Origin of the sequence: Acinetobacter portensis (assembly GCF_010646905.1) — a bacterium.
Taxonomy (GTDB): Bacteria; Pseudomonadota; Gammaproteobacteria; order Pseudomonadales; family Moraxellaceae; genus Acinetobacter; species Acinetobacter portensis.
In genome coordinates, this window is record NZ_JAAARQ010000002.1 from 402463 (window position 1) to 427620 (window position 25158).

The 25158-nt window shown below is 36.6% G+C and carries 30 protein-coding genes; 7 read left to right on the plus strand and 23 right to left on the minus strand.

Annotated elements, in window-relative coordinates; all coding sequences use genetic code 11:
• Window positions 1-83: 83 nt before the first annotated feature.
• From GTK57_RS01805 to GTK57_RS01820, 4 genes are all read right to left on the minus strand, one after another.
• On the minus strand, window positions 84-506 hold the full coding sequence (locus tag GTK57_RS01805; RefSeq protein WP_163120991.1) for a hypothetical protein: 423 nt from the start codon (window positions 504-506) through the stop codon (window positions 84-86).
• A 204-nt stretch (window positions 507-710) separates the two neighbouring features.
• Window positions 711-884 (minus strand): hypothetical protein, encoded by a 174-nt coding sequence (locus GTK57_RS01810; protein WP_163120993.1) that lies wholly within the window; start codon window positions 882-884, stop codon window positions 711-713.
• Window positions 885-1082: 198 nt separating this feature from the next.
• A complete protein-coding gene (apbC, locus tag GTK57_RS01815) occupies window positions 1083-2321 on the minus strand; it encodes an iron-sulfur cluster carrier protein ApbC (RefSeq protein WP_163120995.1) in 1239 nt (412 codons plus the stop codon).
• A 220-nt stretch (window positions 2322-2541) separates the two neighbouring features.
• A complete protein-coding gene (locus tag GTK57_RS01820; protein ID WP_163120997.1) occupies window positions 2542-2928 on the minus strand; it encodes a hypothetical protein in 387 nt (128 codons plus the stop codon).
• Between the two features lie 152 nt (window positions 2929-3080).
• On the opposite strand from GTK57_RS01820, the gene GTK57_RS01825 reads away from it, so the two are divergent.
• A complete protein-coding gene (locus GTK57_RS01825) occupies window positions 3081-3302 on the plus strand; it encodes a DUF6500 family protein (RefSeq protein ID WP_378226831.1) in 222 nt (73 codons plus the stop codon).
• A 73-nt stretch (window positions 3303-3375) separates the two neighbouring features.
• Here the strand turns inward: GTK57_RS01825 and GTK57_RS01830 are convergent, their stop codons facing one another.
• A complete protein-coding gene (locus tag GTK57_RS01830; protein WP_152872828.1) occupies window positions 3376-4173 on the minus strand; it encodes a hypothetical protein in 798 nt (265 codons plus the stop codon).
• A 173-nt stretch (window positions 4174-4346) separates the two neighbouring features.
• Between GTK57_RS01830 and metG the strand changes: the two genes are divergently transcribed.
• On the plus strand, window positions 4347-6404 hold the full coding sequence (metG, locus tag GTK57_RS01835) for a methionine--tRNA ligase (RefSeq protein ID WP_163121006.1): 2058 nt from the start codon (window positions 4347-4349) through the stop codon (window positions 6402-6404).
• Window positions 6405-6477: 73 nt separating this feature from the next.
• On the opposite strand, the gene GTK57_RS01840 is transcribed toward metG, so the two are convergent.
• On the minus strand, window positions 6478-6912 hold the full coding sequence (locus GTK57_RS01840) for a hypothetical protein (RefSeq protein ID WP_228720276.1): 435 nt from the start codon (window positions 6910-6912) through the stop codon (window positions 6478-6480).
• A 57-nt stretch (window positions 6913-6969) separates the two neighbouring features.
• Between GTK57_RS01840 and GTK57_RS01845 the strand changes: the two genes are divergently transcribed.
• On the plus strand, window positions 6970-7998 hold the full coding sequence (locus GTK57_RS01845) for an IS701 family transposase (protein ID WP_163120773.1): 1029 nt from the start codon (window positions 6970-6972) through the stop codon (window positions 7996-7998).
• A 654-nt stretch (window positions 7999-8652) separates the two neighbouring features.
• On the opposite strand, the gene GTK57_RS01850 is transcribed toward GTK57_RS01845, so the two are convergent.
• The 5 genes from GTK57_RS01850 to GTK57_RS01870 form a co-directional block, all read right to left on the minus strand.
• On the minus strand, window positions 8653-9318 hold the full coding sequence (locus tag GTK57_RS01850) for a DUF799 domain-containing protein (RefSeq protein ID WP_163121008.1): 666 nt from the start codon (window positions 9316-9318) through the stop codon (window positions 8653-8655).
• Window positions 9315-9689 (minus strand): DUF4810 domain-containing protein, encoded by a 375-nt coding sequence (locus GTK57_RS01855; protein ID WP_163121010.1) that lies wholly within the window; start codon window positions 9687-9689, stop codon window positions 9315-9317. The genes GTK57_RS01850 and GTK57_RS01855 overlap by 4 nt, the downstream gene beginning before the upstream one ends.
• 13 nt (window positions 9690-9702) lie before the next feature.
• Complete coding sequence (locus tag GTK57_RS01860) at window positions 9703-10377, minus strand: CsgG/HfaB family protein (protein WP_163121012.1); 675 nt, start codon at window positions 10375-10377, stop codon at window positions 9703-9705.
• Window positions 10378-10484: 107 nt separating this feature from the next.
• On the minus strand, window positions 10485-11066 hold the full coding sequence (locus GTK57_RS01865) for a LysE family translocator (protein ID WP_152872836.1): 582 nt from the start codon (window positions 11064-11066) through the stop codon (window positions 10485-10487).
• A gap of 133 nt (window positions 11067-11199) precedes the next feature.
• On the minus strand, window positions 11200-11382 hold the full coding sequence (locus GTK57_RS01870) for an NF038215 family lipoprotein (protein WP_163121016.1): 183 nt from the start codon (window positions 11380-11382) through the stop codon (window positions 11200-11202).
• A 167-nt stretch (window positions 11383-11549) separates the two neighbouring features.
• Here GTK57_RS01870 and GTK57_RS01875 point away from each other — a divergent pair, with 167 nt between their 5' ends.
• Both GTK57_RS01875 and GTK57_RS01880 read left to right on the plus strand, forming a co-directional pair.
• Window positions 11550-12419: a 1-aminocyclopropane-1-carboxylate deaminase/D-cysteine desulfhydrase gene (locus GTK57_RS01875; RefSeq protein ID WP_163121018.1), complete on the plus strand. Its 870-nt coding sequence runs from the start codon at window positions 11550-11552 to the stop codon at window positions 12417-12419.
• Between the two features lie 60 nt (window positions 12420-12479).
• Window positions 12480-13679 (plus strand): BaiN/RdsA family NAD(P)/FAD-dependent oxidoreductase, encoded by a 1200-nt coding sequence (locus GTK57_RS01880; RefSeq protein WP_163121020.1) that lies wholly within the window; start codon window positions 12480-12482, stop codon window positions 13677-13679.
• Between the two features lie 40 nt (window positions 13680-13719).
• On the opposite strand, the gene GTK57_RS01885 is transcribed toward GTK57_RS01880, so the two are convergent.
• Both GTK57_RS01885 and GTK57_RS01890 read right to left on the minus strand, forming a co-directional pair.
• Complete coding sequence (locus GTK57_RS01885) at window positions 13720-13887, minus strand: hypothetical protein (protein WP_163120762.1); 168 nt, start codon at window positions 13885-13887, stop codon at window positions 13720-13722.
• 23 nt (window positions 13888-13910) lie between these two features.
• A complete protein-coding gene (locus tag GTK57_RS01890) occupies window positions 13911-14090 on the minus strand; it encodes a hypothetical protein (RefSeq protein WP_163121022.1) in 180 nt (59 codons plus the stop codon).
• A 206-nt stretch (window positions 14091-14296) separates the two neighbouring features.
• Between GTK57_RS01890 and GTK57_RS01895 the strand changes: the two genes are divergently transcribed.
• Window positions 14297-14719: a hypothetical protein gene (locus tag GTK57_RS01895; RefSeq protein WP_163121024.1), complete on the plus strand. Its 423-nt coding sequence runs from the start codon at window positions 14297-14299 to the stop codon at window positions 14717-14719.
• A gap of 120 nt (window positions 14720-14839) precedes the next feature.
• On the opposite strand, the gene GTK57_RS01900 is transcribed toward GTK57_RS01895, so the two are convergent.
• A complete protein-coding gene (locus GTK57_RS01900; protein WP_163121026.1) occupies window positions 14840-15601 on the minus strand; it encodes a ferredoxin--NADP reductase in 762 nt (253 codons plus the stop codon).
• An 84-nt stretch (window positions 15602-15685) separates the two neighbouring features.
• On the opposite strand from GTK57_RS01900, the gene gigC reads away from it, so the two are divergent.
• Complete coding sequence (gene gigC, locus GTK57_RS01905; RefSeq protein ID WP_152872817.1) at window positions 15686-16564, plus strand: LysR family transcriptional regulator GigC; 879 nt, start codon at window positions 15686-15688, stop codon at window positions 16562-16564.
• A gap of 295 nt (window positions 16565-16859) precedes the next feature.
• Here the strand turns inward: gigC and GTK57_RS01910 are convergent, their stop codons facing one another.
• The 9 genes from GTK57_RS01910 to nuoI all read right to left on the minus strand — a co-directional run bounded on the left by GTK57_RS01910 (window position 16860) and on the right by nuoI (window position 25154).
• Window positions 16860-17549: a cold shock domain-containing protein gene (locus GTK57_RS01910; RefSeq protein WP_163121029.1), complete on the minus strand. Its 690-nt coding sequence runs from the start codon at window positions 17547-17549 to the stop codon at window positions 16860-16862.
• 106 nt (window positions 17550-17655) lie between these two features.
• Window positions 17656-17949: a cold shock domain-containing protein gene (locus GTK57_RS01915; protein WP_152872815.1), complete on the minus strand. Its 294-nt coding sequence runs from the start codon at window positions 17947-17949 to the stop codon at window positions 17656-17658.
• A gap of 82 nt (window positions 17950-18031) precedes the next feature.
• A complete protein-coding gene (upp, locus tag GTK57_RS01920) occupies window positions 18032-18667 on the minus strand; it encodes a uracil phosphoribosyltransferase (RefSeq protein WP_163121031.1) in 636 nt (211 codons plus the stop codon).
• 120 nt (window positions 18668-18787) lie between these two features.
• A complete protein-coding gene (gene nuoN, locus GTK57_RS01925) occupies window positions 18788-20281 on the minus strand; it encodes an NADH-quinone oxidoreductase subunit NuoN (protein ID WP_152872814.1) in 1494 nt (497 codons plus the stop codon).
• A gap of 3 nt (window positions 20282-20284) precedes the next feature.
• Window positions 20285-21892 (minus strand): NADH-quinone oxidoreductase subunit M, encoded by a 1608-nt coding sequence (nuoM, locus tag GTK57_RS01930; protein WP_171522150.1) that lies wholly within the window; start codon window positions 21890-21892, stop codon window positions 20285-20287.
• Window positions 21893-21899: 7 nt separating this feature from the next.
• On the minus strand, window positions 21900-23789 hold the full coding sequence (gene nuoL, locus GTK57_RS01935) for an NADH-quinone oxidoreductase subunit L (protein WP_163121035.1): 1890 nt from the start codon (window positions 23787-23789) through the stop codon (window positions 21900-21902).
• Complete coding sequence (gene nuoK, locus GTK57_RS01940; protein ID WP_005007970.1) at window positions 23786-24094, minus strand: NADH-quinone oxidoreductase subunit NuoK; 309 nt, start codon at window positions 24092-24094, stop codon at window positions 23786-23788. The genes nuoL and nuoK overlap by 4 nt, the downstream gene beginning before the upstream one ends.
• On the minus strand, window positions 24094-24612 hold the full coding sequence (gene nuoJ / locus GTK57_RS01945; RefSeq protein ID WP_171500219.1) for an NADH-quinone oxidoreductase subunit J: 519 nt from the start codon (window positions 24610-24612) through the stop codon (window positions 24094-24096). The genes nuoK and nuoJ overlap by 1 nt, the downstream gene beginning before the upstream one ends.
• Window positions 24612-25154, minus strand: a complete 543-nt coding sequence (nuoI, locus tag GTK57_RS01950) for an NADH-quinone oxidoreductase subunit NuoI (protein WP_152872810.1) — start codon at window positions 25152-25154, stop codon at window positions 24612-24614. Before nuoI ends, nuoJ begins: the two co-directional genes overlap by 1 nt.
• Window positions 25155-25158 lie beyond the last annotated feature (4 nt).

Here is a 25158-nt window from a genome sequence, read left to right on the forward strand (position 1 = left end):
AGTGTTTAATTTTCATACAAACATAAAAAAAGACCCAATCTTTGGGTCTTTTAAATCAATTTAATCTAATGATTAAAAAAATATTAACCTGTAAATACAGATTTTTTAATATCTTTTGTCATTTGAATTTTTTGATCTGCTTTTGTTTTTTCTTTTAGTGCTTTTGCTTGTTTTTCCGCTAAGGCTTTTTGATTTTTTTCTTGTTTCGCTTTTGATTTTGCCGCTTGCTTATCTGCTTTTACTTTTGCTTTATTTAGCTTTTCTTGAACTGCTTTTTGCTCTTTCAACTCTTTGTCAGCAAGGGCTTTTTTATTCTTTTCAGCTTTCTTTAATGCTACTTGTTTTTGTGTATTTACTTTTTTAACATCTTTATTCTCAGCAGTTTTTTGGTGTGCAACAGAAGTTGCTACTTGTTTCAACGTTGGTGCAGATGTAGTTGTTGCCATAGTAGGTACAGCAATTGCTGTTGATAAACTAAGAACTAAAGCTTTAATGATAGATTTCATGTGAATGCCTAAAACAAAATAGATATGGGTGTTATTCAATATCGGGAATTAAGCGCTGAAAATAAGAATTACTTGTGAAAAAATGTAACTGAATTGTAAATTTAACTATTTTTATGATTTAACTGATTTTTTATTCATCAATATGTTAAATCTACAATAAAAAAGAGGGCTAATGCCCTCTTTAATCTCTGCAAAACTTAAGTTTTATTTTGCATGATCAGCAGCGGTTACTTGCTCTTGATCGGCAGAAGCAACTTTGTCTTTTGCTTGAACAAACTCAGCAGGAAAATCTACATTATTAATGATTGCTGCTGAAGCATTGAAAGCCACGGCACTAAGTGACAAAATTACAGTAGCTAGAATTTTTTGAGTCATCATTTTCAATACACTCTTTTCATGATTAGGGAGAACTCATATTCTAGGAATTAAAATTAGAGTAAATAATCACAAAATAAGGTGTTTTTTAACCGCTTGTCGGATTGTGGATTAATCAACTAATTTGCAATCTAATTTTCTACACATAAAAAAGCCCATCATATGATGAGCTTTTAAAATTGCGTTATAAATGGCACAAAATTAGAAAATTCGGCTTTGATCTTTTTCAACTTTTGATAATTTGCCTGCAATTTTTTGTGCAATGTCCATATAGTTTTCTGCTGCAGCATCACCCACAATGACAGATGGTTGACCTGCATCGGCATTTTCACGAATAGATGCATTTAACGGTAAACGACCAAGTAATGGAATTTGATATTGTTCAGAAAGTTTATCGCCACCACCTGTACCAAAAATTTGCTCTTCATGACCACAGTTCGAACAAATATGTGTCGACATATTTTCAATCACCCCCATGACAGGAATTTGTACACGGTTAAATAACTCAATACCTTTAGTCGCATCAAGCAAGGCAACGTTTTGTGGCGTTGTCACAATGACCGCACCTGTTACAGGAATGCGCTGAGCAAGTGTCAATTGAATATCACCTGTACCTGGTGGCATATCAATCACAAGTACATCCAAGTCTGGCCACAATGTTTGATTAAACAACTGCATAAGCGCACCTGTTGCCTTAGGACCACGCCAAGCCACAGGTGTATTGTTATCCCCTGTTAAATGCCCAATTGAAAGCACTGCCATACCATATGCTTCAATAGGAACAAATTGTTCTGCCTCAATCATTGGCGTACGACCTGCATTACCCAACATTGTCGGAATACTCGGGCCGTAGATATCTGCGTCTAATACACCCACTTTTAAACCAAGCTTTTGAAGTGCAAGTGCAATATTCACCGTTGTTGTAGATTTACCTACACCACCTTTGCCCGATGAAACCAGAATCACATTTTGAATACGTGGATGTTTTGGCACATCACGTTGTTGTGGAGCAGCTTTTTGAATAGGTGGATTGTTCGGATCTTCTTCTGCTTTGGCTGAACCCGATGCATCCACGACAGGCGGTAAATTACTTTTTGCTGTTTCAGGCTTAGGCGTTGAACAGCTTTCACCTTCTTTATGGTCGTGACCACAACTGCCTGTTTTTTGCTGAATCACATGCATATTCAATTCTGTGATGCCACATTTTTCCAAAGCATCCGCTAAATCATCATGGATTTTTTGCAAATCATCTGCTTCAGCAGGCACTGTATTAATTGTAATTTGCAATGTATGACCTTCTACATTTACTTGCGTAATTCGATCTTTTAATTGATTTGTCGAATTTGGCAAAATGTAATTTTGAAGCACATTTTGGATTTCTTCTTCATTCACCCCTTTGGCAGGTGAAAAGACAGATTTAAGTGAAGAAAGCCACGACATACAATTACTCCAAGTCTGGATATACAGCAGAATGTCATAGTTTAACGATTATTTAGGCTAAGGTTAAGTAAAGTTCAGCACTGTTTATAAAAATCCTATCAAAACAGTTGGATTTATTCATTTACTACATTGTATTTGCTTATTTGAAACATTAAAAAAGCGAGAGCCATTTAAATGACTCTCGCTTTGATTAAAATAAAATTTTGAAAGATGAAATAAATTAGCCTTTAAACTTATTTAGAATATCCGATGCTTTTTTCTGAAGCTCATCGAGTTTTTCAGTCGCTTGCGCTTTCAAATCATCAAATTTTTCAGAAGCATCTTGCTTGAGCTCATTTGCTTTTAGCTTCGCTTCATCTAACTTTTGAGTTGTTTCCGTTTTTAAATGATCTAATTTATCTTTTAAATCACCATTGTGTTCATTCGCATCTTTTTTCAAATCATTTAAAGCTTTTTCACCTTCAAGCTTCGCTTCTTTTGCAGAATGCTTTACATCATCTACAAGTTTTTCGCCTTCAAGTTGTACTTCTTTGGCTTTTAGTTTTACATCTTCACCAAGTTCAGCAGCTTTATTCTTTAAATCATCTAAATTATTCGTATTCGACATTATTTTTCCCTCATTGTTATTAAATGGACTTAACTATTATTTATACAGATAAATGTCTTAAAAAAAAATTAATTCATCAAATAGAAACAAAGTAGATACATAAAATTGCGTATAGTCTCTCTTTCATTCTTATTTATATTAAAGCGACTAACATGCTGAATCATTTACTAAAAGAAAAAATCATCAATATTTGTGATAAAAAAATTAAAAATAAAGGTGAAAATGTCGGCTTATCTTTTTATGCATTCTTTGCCAATAAAAATGATGATCCTGAAACTTTAATGCAAGTTGCAACGTGGTGGATTCAGATACATCAGCTTGATCATTTCGAGAAAGCGACAAAAATAAAGCAGCTTATTTCACAAGAAAAATAAACTGCTTTATTCGACTTCTTTCATAAATCTAAAAGTGACTTATGAAAAAACTGGATGGTAACGAGATAATTATTTAAGCACGAACGGTACTGATAAAACTCACTGCGCTAAACAACCAAATAAATAAAATAAAGCTTCGTTCTTGGTTAAAATGCTCAACATCTGTGCCATGCAACATATTATGACGCGTTGCCGTTACCACAGAACTGCTATCCATTTTATAAGCCGCTAATTCTGCAAAATAACGATTTAATTCAACTGCAATTTTTGACTTATGCCACAAGCTTTTAATTTCATTACCTTTTAAGCCCGGAACAATTTTATAAACATCAACAAATTTTGTTCCGTTTTGCTTTAAGAAACCTGTTTGAACTAAAACTTCTGTCAAAATCCCTTCTAATTGTGCATATAGAACAGGGATACAACCTGCATGAAAACCGAGTTTATACAGTTTTAAAGCTTCTAAAATCACAAGTCTGCGTTGTGCTTTATTATCACCAATTTCAAGCGCATCAAAAGCTTTCAACATTTCAGTTTGAAAATGTTCACCGTTAATCACATCTAATAATTTAAACTCAGATGCATTTTCAAAATTTTGGTTTTCACGCCAAAAATACAGTAAATTCAACGCATCATTGGCAACTTTCTCACCCAAAGGTTGATTGAGCTGATCTGCCAAAACATTAAAATATTCTTCATTTTTCGATAATGATTGAAGCGTTTGAACTAGAAAAGTATGTTCATCTGCAGAAATGGCTTCTAAATATTGTTCTGCCTCTTTTAAAATATGATTACCCAGCTGTTTATTACGCTGCTCATTTTGCGGAATACGCGTTACAGGTTGGTCGAAATCAAAATCATCATCGATCATGGGTTTATCACTCTTTCGGCATTACTTTAATAGACTATTATCGCTGTTATTGGCTTCGCAATATATAAATATTTACTTTATGAAAAGATTTCACTGAAACCTTTGTGCATCTGCGCGATATCTCATGTAAAATTATGCCCATTGCATAAAATACGAATGAGAGAGTTATATCCGTGCGTAATATTTTAGTTACTAACGCCCTTCCATACGCCAATGGTCCAATCCATATGGGTCACTTACTCGGTTATATCCAAGCAGATATTTGGGTTCGTGCCATGCGTGCAATGGGTCATAACGTGACTTATGTATGTGCGGATGATGCTCACGGTACTGCAATTATGCTACGTGCCGAAGCAAATGGCATTTCACCAGAAGCGCAAATTGCCAATGTTCAAAAAGAACATGTACGTGATTTTGATGGTTTTGGTGTTCATTTTGACCATTATGATTCTACAAATAGCGATGAAAACAAAGCACGTTCATCTGAAATTTATATTAAAAACCGTGAAGCAGGCAATATTGCTGTACGTCCTGTTTCTCAGTTATTCGATCCTGAAAAAGGCATGTTCTTGTCAGATCGTTTCATTAAAGGCACATGCCCTAAATGTAAAGCGGAAGATCAATACGGCGATTCATGCGAAGTTTGCGGTACAACGTACAACGCAACTGAACTGTTAAATCCAAAATCGACGTTAAGCGGCGCTGCTCCTGTAGAAAAATCTTCAGATCACTACTTCTTTAAACTTCCAAACTTTGCAGAATACTTACAAAAATGGACACGTGACGAAGGTCGTTTACCTGTTTCTATTGCAAATAAGTTAGATGAATGGTTTGAAAATGGCTTAAATGATTGGGATATTTCACGTGATGCGCCATATTTTGGTTTTGAAATTCCAGATGCGCCAAACAAATATTTCTACGTTTGGGTAGATGCACCAATTGGCTACATGTCGAGCTTTGAAAACTACATTAAAACCAAACGTCCTGAACTGAGCTTTGACGATTATTGGAAAAAAGATTCTAAAAATGAGGTGTATCACTTCATTGGTAAAGACATCGTTTATTTCCACGCATTGTTCTGGCCTGCAATGCTTGAAGGTGCAAACTACCGTACGCCATCAGGTCTATTCGTAAATGGTTTCTTGACTGTAAATGGTCAGAAAATGTCGAAATCTCGCGGTACATTCATTAAAGCGGAAACGTATTTAGAGCATTTAAACCCTGAATATTTACGTTATTACTTTGCGTCTAAACTTTCTGACAAAGTTGAAGATTCTGACTTGAACCTTGATGATTTCGTTCAAAAAGTGAATTCTGACCTTGTTGGTAAAGTGGTAAACATCGCAAGCCGTTGTGCAAAATTCATCAATACTAAATTTGATAATAAGTTAAGTGCAACATGTGCAGAGCCTGAATTGGTTCAAAGCTTTATTGATGCAGGTGCTTCTATTGCTTCTCAATATGAAGCGCGTGAGTTCTCTGCTGCGATTCGTGAAATTATGGCACTTGCTGACAAAGCCAACCAATATATCGATGAGAAAAAGCCTTGGGCTTTAGCAAAAATTGAAGGCGAAGAACAACAAGTACATGACGTTTGTTCTGTAGGTATTAACCTATTCCGTCAATTGGCTGTTTACCTTGCGCCTGTGTTGCCGACTTTGGCTGAACAAGTTCAAGCATTCTTACAGTTAGATGCGTTTGACTTCGCTTCTCGTGAAACGATTCTTGTGGGTCATGAAATTGCATTGTTCCAACCGCTCATGCAACGTGTTGACCCGAAAGCTGTTGCTGCTATGGTAGATGCTTCTAAAGATTCTTTAGCTGCCCCTGCTGAAGCGCCAAAAGTGGAAAAGAAAAAAGAGAAGAAGGTCGAAAAGAAACCTGAACCTAAAGTTGGCGAAGCTGAAATTATTAATATTGATGATTTTATGAAAGTTGACCTTCGTGTGGCTGAAGTTTTAGAAGCTTCTACTGTAGAAGGTTCTGATAAGCTTCTTCAATTGACTTTAAATGTCGGTGAAGCTGAGCCACGTAACGTATTTAGCGGTATTCGTGAGTTTTATCAACCTGAAGACCTAAAAGGCAAATTGGTGGTAATGGTTGCTAACCTTGCACCACGTAAGATGCGTTTTGGTATTTCTAACGGTATGGTTTTAGCTGCGGGTAATGGCGAAGGTGTTTGGGTGATTTCTCCTGAAACTGGTGCTAAACCAGGTGATAAAGTTTCTTAATTATTAAATTAAGATGAAAAAAAGCCTCTACGTTGTAGGGGCTTTTTCTTTAAATAATGCTCAATAGAATAACTTATATTATTTCTTTATTTTTTTTGGCTAATAAGGAAATTTGTTTTTTAAATTTTTTAGAGACTTTTTCAAAATCCTCTTGTGCTTGAACAAAATTTTGAATATTTATACTTTTTTCTATTTTCATATATTTAACCACTTCACTTCTAGCTAAGTTAACTTTTTTGTATTCTTCTTCTAGTTCAGGAAAGTGTATGTTTAGTAAAGCCATCATTTTTTGAAAGCTCCCAGAAATAGGTGTAGGATTTTTTATAAGTTCATTGAGTTCTGATTCACTAATTTTGTTATTATGAAAATACAAATAATTTAAGTAAGCAATAGAAAAATTTATTTCCCACTTTTCAAATAATTCATAAATATCTTCCAATTTATTTAATTTGATTTCATAACTTTTTAATTGAGACTGAGATCTTAGATTTTTTTCTAAAGATTTCATATAGGACTTACGCATTGACGGATTCAAAAAAGTATTAAAATACTTTATAAAGTATCTGTGATCAGACGAATTAAAAATGCTTCTACAGCAACTTGTACTCTACCCATTTATATGGGCTTTCTCATGACAGAACCGAACTCTATTAGCTGCACACAACTTGCCGAGACTTATAACATCTCGCATGATAGTGTAAATCGCTTTCTAGAACGTGAAGACTACACACCTCACGACCTATATCAAGAAGCAATTCAACATATTGATAATAATAAACTTATAGTCAGTATTGATGATACTGTTTTAGATAAACCATATAGTCAACATATGGACTTGGTTAGCTATTTTTGGTCAGGCAAACACCATCGATCCGTCAAGGGTATTAATCTCATTACCTTGTATGCGACAGATCAAAATGGTCAAAATATTCCAATTAATTTCCGAATTTATGACAAATCTGAAGGTAAAACCAAGAATGATTACTTTATGGATATGTTAAGTGAAGTACTCAGTTGGGGTGCAAAGATTCAATTTATTACAGGTGATAGTTGGTATTCATCGACTGGAAATCTAAAAACCATAAGAAAACATGGTATTCGATTTATGTTTGGTATCGACTGTAACCGTAAGGTTTCCCCAGAAAAAGGACAATGGTTTCAACTGCGTTTATTGCCAAATTTCCATCAGGGTCAAGTGGTCTGGCTCAAAGATTTTGGCTTTGTACAATTATTTAAGACTCAGTTAAAAGAACAGCAGAGGTTTTATATTGTGCATCAAGATGAAGATGATTTATTGTCCTTTGAGGGTTTTCATGAATTACATTCAAGTCATTGGAAAATAGAACAATATCACCGAGTGATTAAACAGGTTTGTCATATTGAAAAGTTTCAAGTAAGACGATCTAAACTGATTTCGAATCATATTTTTTCAGCCTTGATGGCCTATGTTGAGATACAAAAGAACCAGTTTGAGCGGATCTTTGAAAATGTATATCGTTGGCAGAAGAAGTTATTTAGACCAATGATCAAAAACTTCATTGATGACTTTATTCTCGATAAAAATCATCTGCTACCACAGAGAATCTATAAATAATAGTGCGTAAGTCCTATCATATTAAAATAGTTAGTAATAAAAACAGCTGTTAATGTTGCCATTGCTGTAATTAAGCCCACAAAAATAGGTATCAACTCTTTATTCATTCTCTTCTCATTATTTAATAACAACTAGACAGGAAAACATATTACTGTGCTATGTGACCGTATAAAACCAACTAGAAATTAAAATCATCACATCTTTTATCTATTTCAATCTCCATGATTATTATTCTTTTAATATCAACACTACCAACTATTTCACACAAAAAAAAGCTCTATATAAATCTATGCTATATGAATTCAAATGACCTACAACATGGATGTCGCACATTCGTTAGGGGCACATGGATGTGCCCTCTAACGAACAAATGGGTTTTGTTACTTTTGCCCTGACAAAAGTAAGGAAAATTATATAAATACCCTCACCCCGACCCTCTCCCATAGGGAGAGGGAGAATCCATTATTATAATAATTTAGTGCATTTCCCTCCCCTTTTAGGAGATGAGCAACACTGCTGCGCAAGGGAGAGGTAATAAATTGCAATAAGGATATACCCACTAACGAACAAAGGATTTTTGTTGCTTTTTATCATTCAAAAGTAAAGCAAACATTCCCCATAAAAAACCCCCTACTCGAGGGGATTTTTTACATCTTAATTTGCATTCTGAACTGCTTTCGGTGAACGAGGTCCATACAACAAACCCTTATTCTTCTTCTGATTCACATAAAACAAATTCGAACTCACAATACGAGAAACATCATACCCCGTATCACTCACTTGATTCGAAACCTGATTAATCAAAGCAGAAACCAACATGCCCGTTAAAGAATTATTGTTGTCATTACTACCTTGGCGTTGCTTATTACGACCTTCCCAAAGCAAAGCACCTGTATTCAAATCAACCAACTTCGCTTCAACTTCAACCGTAACAACCGAATCGATCAACTGATATTGCGAACCATATTGCTTCACTTTCAAATACATCACTGCATCTGCACCAAAAATTTCTTTGAGCTTTTTCAAAGGAATACTTTGTGCATCGAAACCATTGGTCACACCATTTTCTTTAAGCATGGTATCAACAACAGCTACAGGAAATACATAATAACCTGCCTCTGCAAGTGGCGGTGTTACCGTAGCCCAAAAGCTATTGGTTGCGCGCGTATCTGGCGATTCATTAATTGGTGGTAAAACCAAAATAGAAGCAGGTACATGCGCCATATAAGTAGCACGATCTTCACCTTGATCTGCCAATGCATAAGTAGAAAACAAACTTAAACTCAAAGCCATAGAAGTGAAAAGACTGAATTTTTTCATTTTTTCACTCCATTTGAATTTTTAGCACCCATGCGTTGTAGCAAACGGTTCATCAATACAGTAGATTCAGGATAAACCTGCTTTTCTAGCTGAAAATACATAGCAGCTTGTTGCGCATTTTGAATATCTAAATTCAATAGACCCAAATGTGCATATAAACCTGGTGGTACAGCACGATTTTCTGCTTTAGATTTTTCAAGATCTTTTTCAAGATGTGCAATTTGCTCTAAAGGAGATATCTTCGACTTTTCACTCATATAATTATAAGTTTGTTGAGGAAATTCACCCCAACGGTACAAAGACGTTGTGCCACCGCCACATCCAACCAAAATAAGGCTGAGTCCGATAAGTGCTAAAACTGTTTTTTTCATCAGCTAAAACCTATTATCGAATTGACCATTTACCCGATTGAACATCTAAAACAAGATTATTTACAGCTTCACGAACTGCTAAATCGAGTACTTTTCCATTCAATGTAGAATCGTAAGATGCATTTGTACCAAAGCCTAAAATTTCACGTTCGCTTAATGCGTACTCGCCTGCACCTTGTACAGAATGAATCACTTCAGCAGTTTTAACATCTACGACATTTAGGTTCACTTTTGCATAAGCAATTTGTGTTTTACCACGACCTAAAATACCAAATAATTGATGATCGCCTACTTCTTTACGACCAAACTCAGAAACATCACCCGTTAATACATAACGTGCGCCTTTAATCGCTTGGCTTGATTTAGAGAAACCTGCTTCTTGTTGTAATTCAGACAAATTATCACGGTTTAAAACAGAGAAATAACCAGTTTGCTGTAAGTGAGTTTCTAAAATTGTTTTCGCTTGACCACCTAAACGGTCAACATTGTCAGAAAAAATACCACGCATGTAGCTTGAACGGTTATCAAACTTACCAATAGATACAGGTGTTTTCACTCCGTTATAACGTACCGCAGATGTTGCAGCAGTAACTTGTGGAGATTGAAGTGTTTTAGATGTTTCAACAGTTGAGCATGCAGTTAAAGACAAACAACCCAAAACCGTTACAAGTAATGATTTATTTAGCATAATTTCCCCTAGTTTTATCACTGGCTATTTTTAGAGCGCGTATAATATCAAGCCAATTTCGATTTTAATGTTTATTTTGTGTTCTAGTTTACATTTTGATTTAAAAGCTATTTCATACCAAAAATAAGTTTAATGCCTAAAACCGTCATTACACCGCCTGCAATTCGGTCAAATACTTTTTTAAACTTTAAATAAACTTTACGTGGCTTTTCGGCTGAAAGTGCCATTGCCACTAATGAATACCAACCAGCATCGATAAAGAAGCACAAAATAGGCAAAACAAAATAATAATAAGTTGGAATTTCTTTTGGTAATAATGCTGTAAATACACTGGCTAAAATAATCGCAATTTTAGGATTGCTAAGTTGCACCACCAAACCCGAACGATATGCTTGTGCAAATGTCATTTGTTTTGCTTCATCGCTTCCCATGCTCATGGGTTCTTTTGCATGACGAATGATTTTGAACGCAAGCCAAAGTAAGTAAATACCACCGCAAATCTTTAATATTAAATATGCAGATGGCACAGCCAACAAGATGGCTTGTAAACCCAATACAGCTAACAGACCAAATAAAGCTGCGCCCGTACCTGTACCCAAAGCCGTAAATAAGCCATGTTTACGTGAAACACCTATCGAATTTTTTGCTACATAAATAAATGCAGGACCAGGACTTACCGCACCTAACATTAGGGCAAATGCAATCGAGCATAAAATTAAGAATGATTCCACAAAAACACCTTGGAAATATGAGCAAAAAATTCTGTGCAAGTTTACGCTTTCACGTAAAAATTTGCTTTAAAAATTTAATGAAATGTAGCTGTTATTTTTGCTGAATTTGATTATTCAATGTTTCATCTATTTTATAATCTTTATCGTGAACAGGAACGCCTCCAATAATCATGGTACGTGCTTCTAATTGAAGCTGTTCCGTTGCTGTTTGTGTATCACATGCCACTAAACTAAAGCTTCCGAATATAATTAAAACTAGGGCTGTATTTTTCATAGCAAATCCCTCTTCCGTATTTTCAATATCAGCATAACATTTCTGATTAAAAAACATACATATTATTTTCTTATAAATGATTCATCAAAATTTAAATGAATATCTCAATCTTATATTTCGCGTTAAAATCATCAAACAGACACATAACCGAATGTTTTTATAATTTTATGTTTGATGATATTGCTGAAAATATTCCTGAACAATCTATTCAATTGCATGGCGTAAACATCACCATAAAACGTCTAGATTTAGTTCATCCTGCTATTTCGGGTAATAAGTTTTTTAAGCTCAAATATAATTTTCTAGAGGCAAAAAGCTTAGGCTATTTAGGTGTTTTAAGCTTTGGCGGTGCTTTTTCAAATCACATTGCTGCAACAGCTTTTGCAAGCCATCAATTTGGTTTCAAGAGTATCGGAATAATTCGTGGTGAAGAACTTGCTCATCAATCTTTAAATCATACTTTATTTACTGCTCAACAATTTGGCATGCAATTAGAGTTCATTTCCCGTGAACATTATCGTTTAAAAGATTCAGCTGATTTTTTAGCGCAATTAAAAGAAAAATATCCTGACTATTACATTATTCCCGAAGGCGGAACCAATGATTTAGCCATTCAAGGTTGTAAAGAAATTTTAACTGAATCGAATAAAGCTAATTTCGACTTAATTTGTTGTGCAGTGGGAACGGGCGGAACCATTTCAGGACTGATTGAATCAAGCGCCAATCATCAAAATGTGCTTGGTTTTTCTGCTTTAAAAGGTGATTTTTTAACGAAAGATGTTCAACAACTTACGCATAAATGTAATTGGAAAATCACAGATGAATTTTGCTGTGGCGGTTACGCAAAAACCACACCTGAACTTTTACAATTTATGCAAAATTTTGAACATGAATTTTCGACTCCTTTAGAGCAAGTTTATACCGCAAAAATGCTGTTTGGACTTTCCCAAATGATTCAACGACAAGAGATCAAATCATCTACACGTATTTTGGCAATTCATACAGGTGGTTTACAAGGTCGCCTTAAAACAGAATAAGTCTGAAAAACAGCGTAAAATTGTCTATAATGCCCTGCTTTTATCTCCTGTGAGTTTGTCATGTCTGCAAATCAGTACGATGTTTTAGTTTTAGGTGCTGGTGCATCTGGTTTGATGACAGCCTATATGGCGGCTCAACGTGGTCGTAAAGTTGTTGTGGTTGAAAAAGCCAATAAAGTGGGCAAAAAAATTCTAATGTCTGGTGGTGGTAAATGTAACTTCACCAATCTATATGTAGAGCCATCTAACTTTATATCTCATAATCCGCATTTTGTAATTTCTGCTTTGTCGCGTTATACAAACTGGGACTTTATAGGCATGGTTTGCGAATACGGCATTGAATATGAAGAACGCAAACACGGTCAATTATTTACCCTCAATGGCGCAAAAGAAATTTTAGCGATGCTTTTGGCAGAATGTGAAAAAACAGGTTTGGTCGATATTAAAACCAACTGCGAAGTGAAAGCTGTAAATGCCTTAGATGATCAAGGTTTTCAAGTTGCGACAAATATTGGCTATTTCCATGCAGAATCTGTTGTGGTTGCTTCAGGTGGTTTATCTATTCCAACTTTAGGCGGTTCTGCGATTGGTTATGATATTGCCAAAAAATTTGGTCATCATGTTTATCCTACACGTGCAGGGCTTGTGCCATTTACATTCACAGATGGCTTTAAAGAAGTAACCACTCGTTTAAGCGGTAATGCGGTTGAAGCAACTCTTTCAAATGACTTAAACAGCTTTACAGAAGCGTTATTATTTACACATCGTGGATTAAGCGGTCCAAGTTCACTGCAACTTTCAAACTATTGGGATGCAGGTCAAAGCTTTAAAATTGACTTCTTACCCGCTGTAGATTTAAAAGATTTCTTCAAAGCAAAAAAACAAAGCCAACCGAAAGTTTTATTACGTACCCTGTTGTCTGAATATTTCCCTAAAAGTGTAGTTGCGGAATTACAGCAACTCATTTGGGTAGAACAAGCAGAAATATCTATTGCCAATATCAGCGATGAAAAACTTGAACACATTGCATCACGTTTGCATGCATTTGAGGTTAAACCATCAGGAACTGAAGGTTATAGAACGGCAGAAGTTACTTTAGGCGGTGTGGATACAACAGAAGTTTCATCAAAAACCATGGAAAGTAAAAAGCAAAAAGGCTTATTTTTCGTGGGTGAAATTTTAGATGTAACGGGTCATTTAGGTGGTTTTAACTTTCAATGGGCATGGTCTTCTGCACATGCCGCATCGGAATATGTATAAAAGATCATACTTTTTTAGAGTGATTCTTCCCTTTTTAAGATTACTCTAAATAATCGGTTTGAAATAAACGTACGTTTTTCCCAAATTCTACACGTGCAATGGTTTTATCCATTTTTTCTACAGCTTCTACAATATGTACAGGCTGTTTTTTTTGATTTGTAACATTTTCATTTTTAAATAAATTATTCATCATTTTTAAAATCTCCATCGTTAAACTCCTTGTCAAAATTTCTATTTTTGATCATCTTTTTCAGTCTTTTTTTCATTGACTGTTTTCTGTATTTCATTCGATTTATCTTGTTTCTCTGCAAAAACAAATTTATATGCACTTGCAAGTAATCCGACTGTGATTCCTGCAATGGCAATAGGTGCGAAATAATTATTTGTTTTTTTCTTGGTGTTCTTTGTCATGTTCCCTTCCTTGAATTATTTTTATCGACTTATTTTGTATAATAAATACACTGCCATAATTTCAATGATATTTATATATTTTTGCTTAAATATTTTTCATCTTTTAGTTTCATTCAAATGCAGAATAGATCGCTCAATAGATATGTGCCTGTTAAGCTTAAATTTGAGCTATACTATGCGCCCAATTTATGCACTTTAAGAGTTATATGGCGTATCGTCAGCAAAGTGTAACGCTTGATCTAGACACTGACGTCACACATCAATGTTCCTTGCACTACACTCGTGACCAACATCTTATTGGTATCATTGAGTTTAATAAGCCTTCTTTTGTTCTTAAATGGGGCGACTTAGAATATTTTCGTCGTCGTACAGAAGAACTTTCGGTGATGCCATTCCCCGAATGTATTAATGCAATGGTCATCGACACTCGTAATATTGTGTCGTTTCTAGATAATGAAGTACCTATTATTCCTTGGCGATTGCTTGAGGAAGAGTGTCCTATCCGCTTGGTCGTTCCTTATGATCGCTTAGAACATTATATGGGGATCTTTGAACCAACATGGTTAACGACGGATGTCGAAACTGCAATTCATGAACTTCGTGAGTTTATGGATATGTTCGTTCATTAAAATATCCATTTAATAAAAAACCTCCAAAATGGAGGTTTTTTTGTGCCTTCTGCTCCTCCAGGTTGGGAGGGATTTACCCTCTCCCCAGCCCTCTCCCGAAGGGAGATGGAGTAAAGGACGTTACCAATAATTCTCTACAGCAATATTTCCTTCACCACGACGGTTCATCGTTAAACCACGTGCTTTTAAGGCTTCTTTGGTGTCTTCAACCATTTGAGGATTACCACAAAGCATAATATGTGTAGTTTCAGGGTTTAGCTCTAATCCAACAGCTTTTTCTAATTCGCCATTTGCAATCAAAACAGGCAAACGATCATGCAAAGGTGCTTCTGGGTCACGGGTAATAATTGGCGTGAATTTAAAACCTGTATGCCCTTCACCAAATGTTTCAGCAATTTCTTGAATACGATCTGCATAAGCCAGTTCAGATGCTGTTCTTACACTATAAACCAAATGAATATTTTTATAATTTGACCATGTTTCAAAATCTTGAAGCATAGAAATAAAGGGGGCTAAACCCGTTCCTGTTCCCAATAACCATAAATCTTTTGGCAAAGGTAATTGATAACGTGCAAGAGTTAAATAACCATATGGAATCTTTTCTAAATAAAGCTCATCGCCCACTTTTAAATGTTGTAAGTTTGATGTAAAAGCACCATCAGGTACGACAATTGAAAAGAATTCTAGAGTTTCATCAAATGGGGAAGATACAACTGAATACGCTCGAACCACCAATTCATCTCCCACTTTTAAACCAATACGCGCAAATTGACCTGCTGTAAATTTAAAATGAGATGGACGCGTCATGGTAAAACTAAAGAGTGTATTGGTCCAACGATGTACAGATAAAACTTTTTCTAGACTAAATTTCTCAATTGACATGATTTGTACGTGGCATGAAAGACTAAGCTCATGTTAGCATGGCGTTATAATTTGTGAATAACTTTATATGTTAAGGCTCAACCCATGCGCATGACATTACGCCAATTGGCTGTTTTTGTAGCAGTCGCTCAGGAAGGTACGGTAACTAAAGCAAGCGATGCCGTTAAGCTCACCCAAAGTGCTGCAAGTATGGCTTTAGCAGATCTAGAAGATGGCTTAGGTGCTCCTCTCTTCGACCGTTTAGGTAAAAGACTGCAACTCAATGACTTAGGTCGTTTCCTACTTCCTCAAGCACTCGAAATTTTAGGTCGTTGCGATTCCTTTGAACAAGCTGCAAAAGGCGAACTTCAAAGTATAGATTTACGACTTGGTGCAACGCTCACCATCAGCGACTATTTGATGCCTGATCTTATGGCTGACTTTTTAAAAGTTCAGCCTCAAGCTCACTTACAACTTCAAGTTGGTAATACGCGTCAAATGATTGAAGCTGTAAATCAATTTCAACTCGATTTAGCGCTCATCGAAGGCTCATGTCATCTACCACAATTACAGTGTATTCATTGGCGTGATGATGAGTTAGCAGTATGTTGCTCACCAGATCATCCTCTTGCGAAATTAAATCGTGCTTTAACAATCAATGATTTTAAAGATGTCGAATGGATATTACGTGAAGAAGGTTCAGGTACGCGTGAAGTCTTTGATAATGCTATTCTGAAAGATGTACCAGATGCCAATATTCGTTTAACCCTTGGGCATAACGAAGCTATTTTGAAAATTGTAGCAGGTGGTTTAGGTATGTCATGTATTTCTAAACTTGCCATTGAACCTTTACTTGAAAAAGAACATTTAGTTATTTTAGATACGCCATTTTGGCAGCTAGCTCGTCCATTATTTATGCTCGTGCATCGTCAAAAGTATCAAGGTCCTGGTTTAAAAGCATTTATGAAATTTTGCGATAAATAAGTAAGTTACGCATAATAAAAAAAGCGCCTAAAGGCGCTTTTTTATTAAACTTCTTTCATAAATCGAAAAATAATCACTCATCATTATTTAACCTACAAAGTGAAAGTTCCTTCTCCCTCTAGGATTAGAAATATATTCCACAAGAAGATGAGGGAATTTTTGCATAAAAACCTCTCCCTAACCCTCTCCTATTAAGAGAGGGAACTTCCATTGTGAATTTATTGGTGCTCAAAAATTAACTTATAAAAAAAACTCTATTAATTAACTTCAGATATATAACCAAGAAATCTTAAATTCAACGCCCAAATTGACGTTCGCAAGGAACCCCATCATGGTTTCCATCCATTTTTACATTTGGACAATTTCTTAAAAAGTATACCGCTTCTTCATAAGAATGCATTTGTGAACAATGTTGGCGACCATCACAGCTAAATGACTGATTCACGTCAGCTGTATTTTGTCTGTCACTGTAAATTGTCTGAACTCTTCGTTCTTCTTTTTGAGGCAACGGCACAACATCAGGTAAACTTCCTAAACTTTCTTTAATTTTTTCTGTTGCTTTAAGCTGAATTTCTTTGAAATATTCAAATTTTGATTGCTTGCTCGCTTGGTAAAACTGATATTTTTCATACACTTTAAAACCTAATACAGCAATAATAGCTAAACCAACTATTGTAATTACTTTACCCCAATAACCTTTAGACTCTTTGGGTTCTCTTGCTCTATATTGATGATATTCTTGATGTATTACATTCATTGCAACTTGATTCGAATCGCTAAAATCTACTCGAACAATATTATCAGCTTTAAATTTTCCACTATCGTCGACAATTCGAAACTTTAAATTTTCACCAATTTCTGGTGGAGTATTTTTATTTGGAAAGTCTTTTATATGAAAGAATACATCTTTCTTCTCCCCATCAATTTGAATAAAACCAAAGCCTCTATCGGCATTATAAATCTTAACTTTCCCCTCAGAAAACATAAATCCCCCTATTTTTATAGTTTATTATTCTAATAAAAAAAGAGACATAAATGCCTCTTTTTTTTATATTTATTATCTATCTAAATATACTTCAATAACGTCAGTATTATTTACGGAAGTTTGATAATAACGATGTTGTAATCGACTTATTGTGGGTCACAACCTTTGTTTTTTTCGCTTTCGCAGACTTATCTTCAACGCGCTCTATACGCACAGCTTTAAACTTATCGCCATTTTCCACAGCTAAAAATTTTACGCGTTCATTACGTTTAGGTTCGCCTTCTGCCACAGGGAAATCTGAAATATGGAAAAATACGTCACCATCTGTTGTTCCAATAAATCCAAAACCTTTTGCAGGATCGTACTGTTTAATTTTACCCTGCAATAATTCATCTTTCATGATGCTACCCTATTCTAGAAATGCTATTTGTACAGTATATAAAAAAGAGGCTGTAGAAGCCTCTTTTTTGTTCAAATCAAAATTAATCTTTTTGAACTGAACCAAAAATTTTGTCGCCTGCATCGCCAAGACCAGGAACAATATAACCACTTTCGTTTAAGCCATCATCAATAGATGCTGTAAACATAACAACGTCAGGATGTGCTGCTTCAACACGTTTAATACCTTCAGGCGCTGCAACCAAAACCATAACGCGAATATCTTTACAACCACTTGCTTTTAATACATCAATTGCAGCAACTAAAGATGAACCTGTTGCAAGCATTGGATCAATAATCATTGCAATACGGTTTTGTACATCTGGTACTAATTTTTTGTAATAAGTACGTGCTTCTAAAGTTTCTTCATCACGTTCTAAACCAAGTACAGAAACTTTTGCACTTGGAATTAGATTTAAGAAACCATCTAACATGCCAATACCCGCACGTAAAATTGGCACAACTGTAATTTTTTTACCCGCGATACGCTGAGTTGTTACTTTTCCAGCCCAACCATCAATTTCATGGTCACATACAGGTAAATCTTTAGTCGCTTCATAAGTCAGCAACATCGTTACTTCTTGAGCAAGCTCACGGAAGTTTTTAGTACTAATCTCAGCGCGACGGAGTAAACCAAGTTTATGTCGAATTAATGGATGTTGAATTTCATGGATAGCCACGGGAGAACACCTAAAAGGGTAAATAAATTTTCACCATTATAAATGCATTTTGCATTTTGAAAAAATAAAAAAGCCCCCAATTTGGAGGCTTTTTTAAATTACGTCGATCTTTTATCTAGATTAACGTGAACTCATCATCATATGTAGCGGAGAAAGAATCTCAGATTGTACAGCCAAGCTAATAATTGGATCTGGATAAACACCTATCACCAATACAGCTAAAGCAGCTAACAATACCATGATACCACCCACTTTTTGACCCCAATGATCTACAGCGTCGATACGTGGATTTTCTGGTGGAGTCATGTACATTACGATAATTACACGTAAGTAGTAGTACAAACCAATACCCGAACCCACAACGATCATTGCAGCAAGGAACCAATGTTGAGCTGTTACAGCAGCCATTACCACTAAGAACTTACCAATAAAGCCCGCAGTTAATGGAATACCCGCAAGAGATAACATCATCACTGTTAATACGGCAGTTAATACTGGACGACGCCAGAATAAACCACGGTACTCAGCCAGACTCTCTGCTTCATCTGTATTGTTATATGGGCTAGACATAAGCGCTACTGCACCAAATGCACCAATTGTCGTTAATACATAAGTAATAACATAAACAGATACATTACCAAGGCTAGCGAACGTTAAGCTAATTAAACCAATTAACAAATAACCAAAATGAGCAATTGAAGAGTAAGCCAAAATACGTTTTAAGTTCACTTGACGAACTGCAAGGAAGTTACCTACAAGAATAGATAACACAGCAATAACAGTTAAAGTTGTTACTACCGATTGAATTGCAATTGCACCTGAAGAAAGTAAATAACGTACAAACAGACCAATAGTTGCAACTTTCGCAGCTGTTGCTAAGAATGTTGCGATTGGCGCTGGCGCACCTGCATAAACATCTGGTGTCCATTTATGAAATGGCGCAAGAGATAATTTAAATGCTACGGCAAAGATAATGAATGCAATACCAATCAACACAAGCGGTTGATCTAAGCTTTGCAACAATGTTTGAACAGAATCATAGAATGATAATGAACCTGTGTAAGCGTAGATATACGCCATACCCATTAATAACATTGCAGATGCAGTCGCTGAAAGTACAAGATACTTCACACCTGCTTCTAACGATTTAGAACGCTGATGTGTATATGCCAATAAGCCATATACAGGAATCGACATCAACTCAAGGCTGATAAAGAAAGAAGCATAATGTGAACTTGCAACCATTAACATTGCGCCCGTAACCGAACCCAACATTAAAATATACAATTCTTCGCGGTTGTCTTTATATGACTCAATATAAGCATGAGACAAAGTACAACAAGCAAGAGATGCAATCAAAATAATTAACTGATAAAGCATAGTAAATGGATCAACCATAAACATGCCCATCACGCTTGATGGTACAAAATTACCACCAAACATTGTGATTAAAATTAAGATTACAGCAAGGTTTAAACCAACCACTGAAGCTGTCGCAATTAAATTATGATTACGTTTAATTGCGGTGAGAATCATCACGACAACCATAGTCAACGCTACGATCATCACAGGAGCCAATGGCATAAGCTCAGAAAACGACATTGTGAAGTTCATGACTTATTGGATCCCCACATTTTCAGGTTGAATAGTTGCTTGTTGAACAACTTCAACGACTTCTTGAACTGGGATGTAGCTATGAGCCAACCACGCCATACTTGAATTAGAAATATCAAGGAATGATTGTGGGTAGATACCAAGCCATACAAGACCAAGAGCACATACTAGAAGAATAACAACTTCACGCGCATTTAAGTCTTTTAACGGACTTGCATAATGTTGTTTTTGCTCTTCATTTGGCGTACCAAATAATGTTTTGTGAATCAGGATTAAACCGTATAAACCTGCAAACACTAAACTTACAGCAGCAATAATTGTGAATGCTGGGAATTTACCAAATGAACCCATCAGAATCAGGAATTCACCAATAAAGTTACCCAAACCTGGAATACCCACAAGCGCAGCAACGAAGAACATTAAGAAAAATGGTAAATATTGGAATTGACCACGAATACCACCCATCAAACGTAAATCACGTGTATGTAAACGTTCATACACTTGACCACACATAATGAACAATGCAGCAGATGACAAGCCATGTGCCAACATCATGATCATTAAGCCTTGGAATGTCAGGATGTTACCTGCATAAATTGCAAGTAATACGAAGCCCATGTGCGAAATAGATGTGTACGCAAGTAAGCGTTTCATATCTGTTTGCTGGAATGCACACCAAGCACCGTAGAAAATACCAATTAAACCTAAAATAATCGCAATATCTGCAAATTGTGCAGAAGCCGCTGGGAAGAATGGAATAACAAAACGTAGTAAACCATAAGCAGCAGTCTTAATTAAGATACCTGCAAGGTCGACAGAACCTGCTGTAGGCGCTTGAGCATGTGCATCTGGTAACCAACCGTGTAATGGGAAAACTGGAAGTTTTACCGCAAAACCGATGAATAAACAGATCATTAAGCCATAAGCAAATGCAGGATATGAAGCTTCTAATTGGTGAGCAGCAAGTAATAAATCATTATAAGCAAAGCTAATTTGACCTGTTACCGCAATCGCATTAAAGATCACAAGACCTAAAATACCAATGAGCATGATTAAACCAGCAACTTGCGTGTAAATGAAGAACTTAGTTGCAGCATAAACGCGTGACTTACCATCTGCCCCTTTATGACCCCAAAGTGCGATCAAGAAGTAGATAGGTACTAGCATCATCTCCCAGAAGAAGAAGAACAAGAACAAGTCAATTGCTAAGAATACGCCAATTACACCACCTAAAGACCATAAAAGGTTTAAGTGGAAGAAGCCAACATTCTTCTGAATTTCACCCCATGAACAGCCAACTGCAAGTACACCCAGTAATGCAGTTAAGCCAACCATAAGAAGTGATAAACCATCCACCGCTAAGTGAATGTTAATCCCTAAAGATCTAATCCATTCAAGATGGAATTCTGCTGCCCATACTGGTGTTGACTGTAAAGAATAGTCATATCCACCCTGAGCCCAAAGCACAACAGTAAGCCCTAAAGTAACAAGCATACCAATAAGTGCGATGTAACGTGGTAAGTGTTGGTCAACCTTATCGACTAACCAACATGCAAAACCTGCAATGAACGGTACAAGGATCAGTGCGGGTAAAATCCAATTGTTTGTGATTTCCATCTTATTTCCCCACAACCTGAGTCACGATCAAAATCATCAATAACACAATAATGCCCAAAGCCATGCTTGATGCGTAATCGCGTAATGAACCTGTTTGACGTGAACTTGTAAAGCTATGACCACCTTTCACAATAGCAGGTAGAACTAACCACAAGCTATCAATTGGGTCACGACCTAGAATCTTCGCAATAAACAAGTATGGTTTTACAAATACTAGGTTATACAGCGCATCGAAACCAAGTGCGTTACGACAGATATTTACAAGACCAGCACCAAAACAAGTTGTTGCAAATGATTTAACCGCTTTGTAAGCAAAAGCAAACAACACGACACCAATCACAAGACCTACAAGTGCAATACCTACCGCTGTGTATTCAGCAGAATGCATACCATGTTCAAGTGCTTCAGGCACATTGAATGCAGGAATACGCGCTGCGTTTAGAATACCTTCTACAGGTGCTTTTAATGCTGCACCTACAAAAGTTGAAAGCACTGCAAGAATACCTAAAGGTAACCAGTAAGATGCACCTTTAATTGCGTGGTAAGGCGTGTTTTCTTTACCAAAGAATACAACCCAAATTAAACGGAATGTATAAATTGATGTTAAGAACGCACCAGCAACACCTGTCCAATACAAGCAATCATAAATTGCAATTGATTGACCCTGAACCCAAACTGCACCAAGGATTGCATCTTTAGAGAAGAAACCTATAGTTAAGAATGGAATTGCAGCTAAGGCACCGCCACCAATCGCGAAACATGCAAATAGGAATTTGTTATGTTTAAACAAGCCACCCATTTTGAAGATGTTTTGTTCGTGATGGTAAGCAAGAATCACAGCACCAGAAGAAAGGAACAATAACGCTTTAAAGAAGGCATGTGCCAACATGTGGAACAGACCAGCTTGGTAAGCTTCAGCACCCACAGCCATAAACATGTAGCCCAACTGACTCATTGTTGAGTAAGCCAAAATACGTTTGATGTCTGTTTGAACCAATGCAGCAAAACCAGCAACAATCAATGTCACCGCACCTGTAATTGAGATAAACACCATCACTTCAGGTGCTTGTTCAAATACAGAGAACATACGGCAGCATAGGTAAATACCCGCTGTCACCATTGTTGCAGCATGGATCAATGCAGAAACAGGTGTAGGACCTGCCATTGCATCTGCTAACCAAGTTTGCAATGGAATTTGCGCAGATTTACCTGCAGCACCCAAGAACAACATTAAAGCTGTCCAAATTGCAATTGAAGAACTCTGAGCCAAAACTGTTGGCGCAGCAGCTACAACTTCTGCAATGTGTAATGTGCCGAATTGTTGGTAAATCAAGAACAGTGCGATCAGTAAAAATACATCACCAATACGCGTTACTGTAAATGCTTTAATTGCTGCAAAACCATTTGCTGGTGTTTGGTAGTAGTAACCAATGAGCAAGTATGAGCAAAGACCAACGCCTTCCCAACCTAAGAATAACAATGCTAAGTTGTCGCCTAAAACAAGAAGCAACATGCTTGTTACGAATAAGTTGAAATAAGAGAAGAAACGCGCGAAATCTTCTTCACCACGCATATACCATGATGCAAAGATATGAATTAAGAAACCCACACCTGTGATCATGCCCATCATCAATAATGATAGACCATCTAAATGTAAGCTAAATGCTGGAGAAAAACCGCCAACATTAAACCAAGTCCAAAGATGTTGAGTTGTTGCAACCGATCCATTATTAACGAAATCGAAACCTGCAATTAATGCAAATAAAGCTGAAAGTCCAACAGAACCTACACCAATAATTGCCGCAACATTTTCAGGAAGCTTTGTACGTCCTGCCGCTAAAAGGATAAAACCAATGAGCGGAAACAATACTGTTAAATATAAATAACTCATCCGCGCATCTCACTAGCAGCATCCACATCCAAATGATGGAAGCGATGGTAAAACTGAAGCACGATCGCAAGACCGATACACGCCTCTGCCGCAGCAAGCGTTAAGATCAAGATGAACATGATTTGGCCATCTGGTTGTGCCCATGCACTACCTGCCAATACAAACGCTAAAGCAGCAGCGTTCATCATGATTTCAAGGCTCATTAAAATAAATAATAGGTTGCGTCGAACCATTACACCGTAAAAACCAAGTGCAAAAAGAATGGTCGCAACGATCAAACCATGTTCTAAAGGGATGTTGCCCATTATTCTTTTTCCTCTTCAGCACTTGGTTCACGTTTACCAATGTGGAATGCTGCAACAAGTGCTGCGAGCAATAACATTGCGGCTACTTCAACCAATAATAAATAGTGAGTAAAGAGTGCTTGACCAACTACTTTAGGACCTACAATTTCTTGTCCCATAAGCGCCACACTGTGCGTGTAATCTGATCCAAGCATCCAAACAAGCAATAAGCCCATTAAGAAACTCATTAATGCTGGATATGCCCATGCAGATGATGTTAACCATTTGCTTTCTTGTTCAACTGTATGTTCACCAAGATTTAGCATCATTACAACGAACACGAATAACACCATGATCGCGCCAGCATAAACAATAATTTCAAGCGCACCAGCGAATGGCGCACCAACGATCATGAACATACCTGCAACAGCAAGTAATGACACGATCAAGCTTAATAAAGCGTGTACAGGGTTCGTGTTTGTTACAACACGAACTGTAGAGACAATGGCCACAAGTGCCATCAAATAAAATGGCCACATCATGGTAATAGACTCCGTACATCAACTGGCGCACTTTCACGTTGCGCTTGACCTTTATCTTTACCTGCAACTGCCATACCTGTTACACGGTAGAAATTATAGTCAGGATATTTACCAGGACCTGAGATAAGTAAGTTTTCTTTCTCATATACAAGGTCTTGACGCACATACTCACCTAACTCGAAATCAGGTGTCATTTGAATTGCAGTCGTTGGACATGCTTCTTCACACATACCGCAGAAAATACAACGTGAGAAGTTGATACGGAAAAATTCCGGATACCAACGACCATCTTCTTTTTCTGCTTTTTGTAGTGAAATACAACCTACTGGGCAGGCAACCGCACATAGGTTACAAGCAACACAGCGCTCTTCACCATCTGGGTCACGAGTTAACACGATACGACCACGGAAACGTGGTGGCACGATGTCTTCGGCTTTCACTTCCGGATATAAAATGGTGTCACGTTTACGTGTCACGTGTGAGAAAACCATCCACAGTGAACGTATAATTGACCCAAATCCAGCTAGAAACTTAAACATTTTA

Bases quoted from the DNA above. Each gene is read 5' to 3' on its own strand.
- GTK57_RS01805 (WP_163120991.1), bottom strand. From the start codon at position 506: ATGAAATCTATCATTAAAGCTTTAGTTCTTAGTTTATCAACAGCAATT.
- GTK57_RS01810 (WP_163120993.1), bottom strand. From the start codon at position 884: ATGATGACTCAAAAAATTCTAGCTACTGTAATTTTGTCACTTAGTGCC.
- apbC (WP_163120995.1), bottom strand. From the start codon at position 2,321: ATGTCGTGGCTTTCTTCACTTAAATCTGTCTTTTCACCTGCCAAAGGG.
- GTK57_RS01820 (WP_163120997.1), bottom strand. From the start codon at position 2,928: ATGTCGAATACGAATAATTTAGATGATTTAAAGAATAAAGCTGCTGAA.
- GTK57_RS01825 (WP_378226831.1), top strand. From the start codon at position 3,081: ATGCTGAATCATTTACTAAAAGAAAAAATCATCAATATTTGTGATAAA.
- GTK57_RS01830 (WP_152872828.1), bottom strand. From the start codon at position 4,173: ATGATCGATGATGATTTTGATTTCGACCAACCTGTAACGCGTATTCCG.
- GTK57_RS01840 (WP_228720276.1), bottom strand. From the start codon at position 6,912: ATGAAATCTTTAGAAAAAAATCTAAGATCTCAGTCTCAATTAAAAAGT.
- GTK57_RS01850 (WP_163121008.1), bottom strand. From the start codon at position 9,318: ATGAAAAAATTCAGTCTTTTCACTTCTATGGCTTTGAGTTTAAGTTTG.
- GTK57_RS01855 (WP_163121010.1), bottom strand. From the start codon at position 9,689: ATGAAAAAAACAGTTTTAGCACTTATCGGACTCAGCCTTATTTTGGTT.
- GTK57_RS01860 (WP_163121012.1), bottom strand. From the start codon at position 10,377: ATGCTAAATAAATCATTACTTGTAACGGTTTTGGGTTGTTTGTCTTTA.
- GTK57_RS01865 (WP_152872836.1), bottom strand. From the start codon at position 11,066: ATGTTAGGTGCGGTAAGTCCTGGTCCTGCATTTATTTATGTAGCAAAA.
- GTK57_RS01870 (WP_163121016.1), bottom strand. From the start codon at position 11,382: ATGAAAAATACAGCCCTAGTTTTAATTATATTCGGAAGCTTTAGTTTA.
- GTK57_RS01875 (WP_163121018.1), top strand. From the start codon at position 11,550: ATGTTTGATGATATTGCTGAAAATATTCCTGAACAATCTATTCAATTG.
- GTK57_RS01880 (WP_163121020.1), top strand. From the start codon at position 12,480: ATGTCTGCAAATCAGTACGATGTTTTAGTTTTAGGTGCTGGTGCATCT.
- GTK57_RS01885 (WP_163120762.1), bottom strand. From the start codon at position 13,887: ATGGAGATTTTAAAAATGATGAATAATTTATTTAAAAATGAAAATGTT.
- GTK57_RS01890 (WP_163121022.1), bottom strand. From the start codon at position 14,090: ATGACAAAGAACACCAAGAAAAAAACAAATAATTATTTCGCACCTATT.
- GTK57_RS01895 (WP_163121024.1), top strand. From the start codon at position 14,297: ATGGCGTATCGTCAGCAAAGTGTAACGCTTGATCTAGACACTGACGTC.
- GTK57_RS01900 (WP_163121026.1), bottom strand. From the start codon at position 15,601: ATGTCAATTGAGAAATTTAGTCTAGAAAAAGTTTTATCTGTACATCGT.
- gigC (WP_152872817.1), top strand. From the start codon at position 15,686: ATGCGCATGACATTACGCCAATTGGCTGTTTTTGTAGCAGTCGCTCAG.
- GTK57_RS01910 (WP_163121029.1), bottom strand. From the start codon at position 17,549: ATGTTTTCTGAGGGGAAAGTTAAGATTTATAATGCCGATAGAGGCTTT.
- GTK57_RS01915 (WP_152872815.1), bottom strand. From the start codon at position 17,949: ATGAAAGATGAATTATTGCAGGGTAAAATTAAACAGTACGATCCTGCA.
- nuoN (WP_152872814.1), bottom strand. From the start codon at position 20,281: ATGAACTTCACAATGTCGTTTTCTGAGCTTATGCCATTGGCTCCTGTG.
- nuoL (WP_163121035.1), bottom strand. From the start codon at position 23,789: ATGAGTTATTTATATTTAACAGTATTGTTTCCGCTCATTGGTTTTATC.
- nuoK (WP_005007970.1), bottom strand. From the start codon at position 24,094: ATGGGCAACATCCCTTTAGAACATGGTTTGATCGTTGCGACCATTCTT.
- nuoJ (WP_171500219.1), bottom strand. From the start codon at position 24,612: ATGTGGCCATTTTATTTGATGGCACTTGTGGCCATTGTCTCTACAGTT.
- nuoI (WP_152872810.1), bottom strand. From the start codon at position 25,154: ATGTTTAAGTTTCTAGCTGGATTTGGGTCAATTATACGTTCACTGTGG.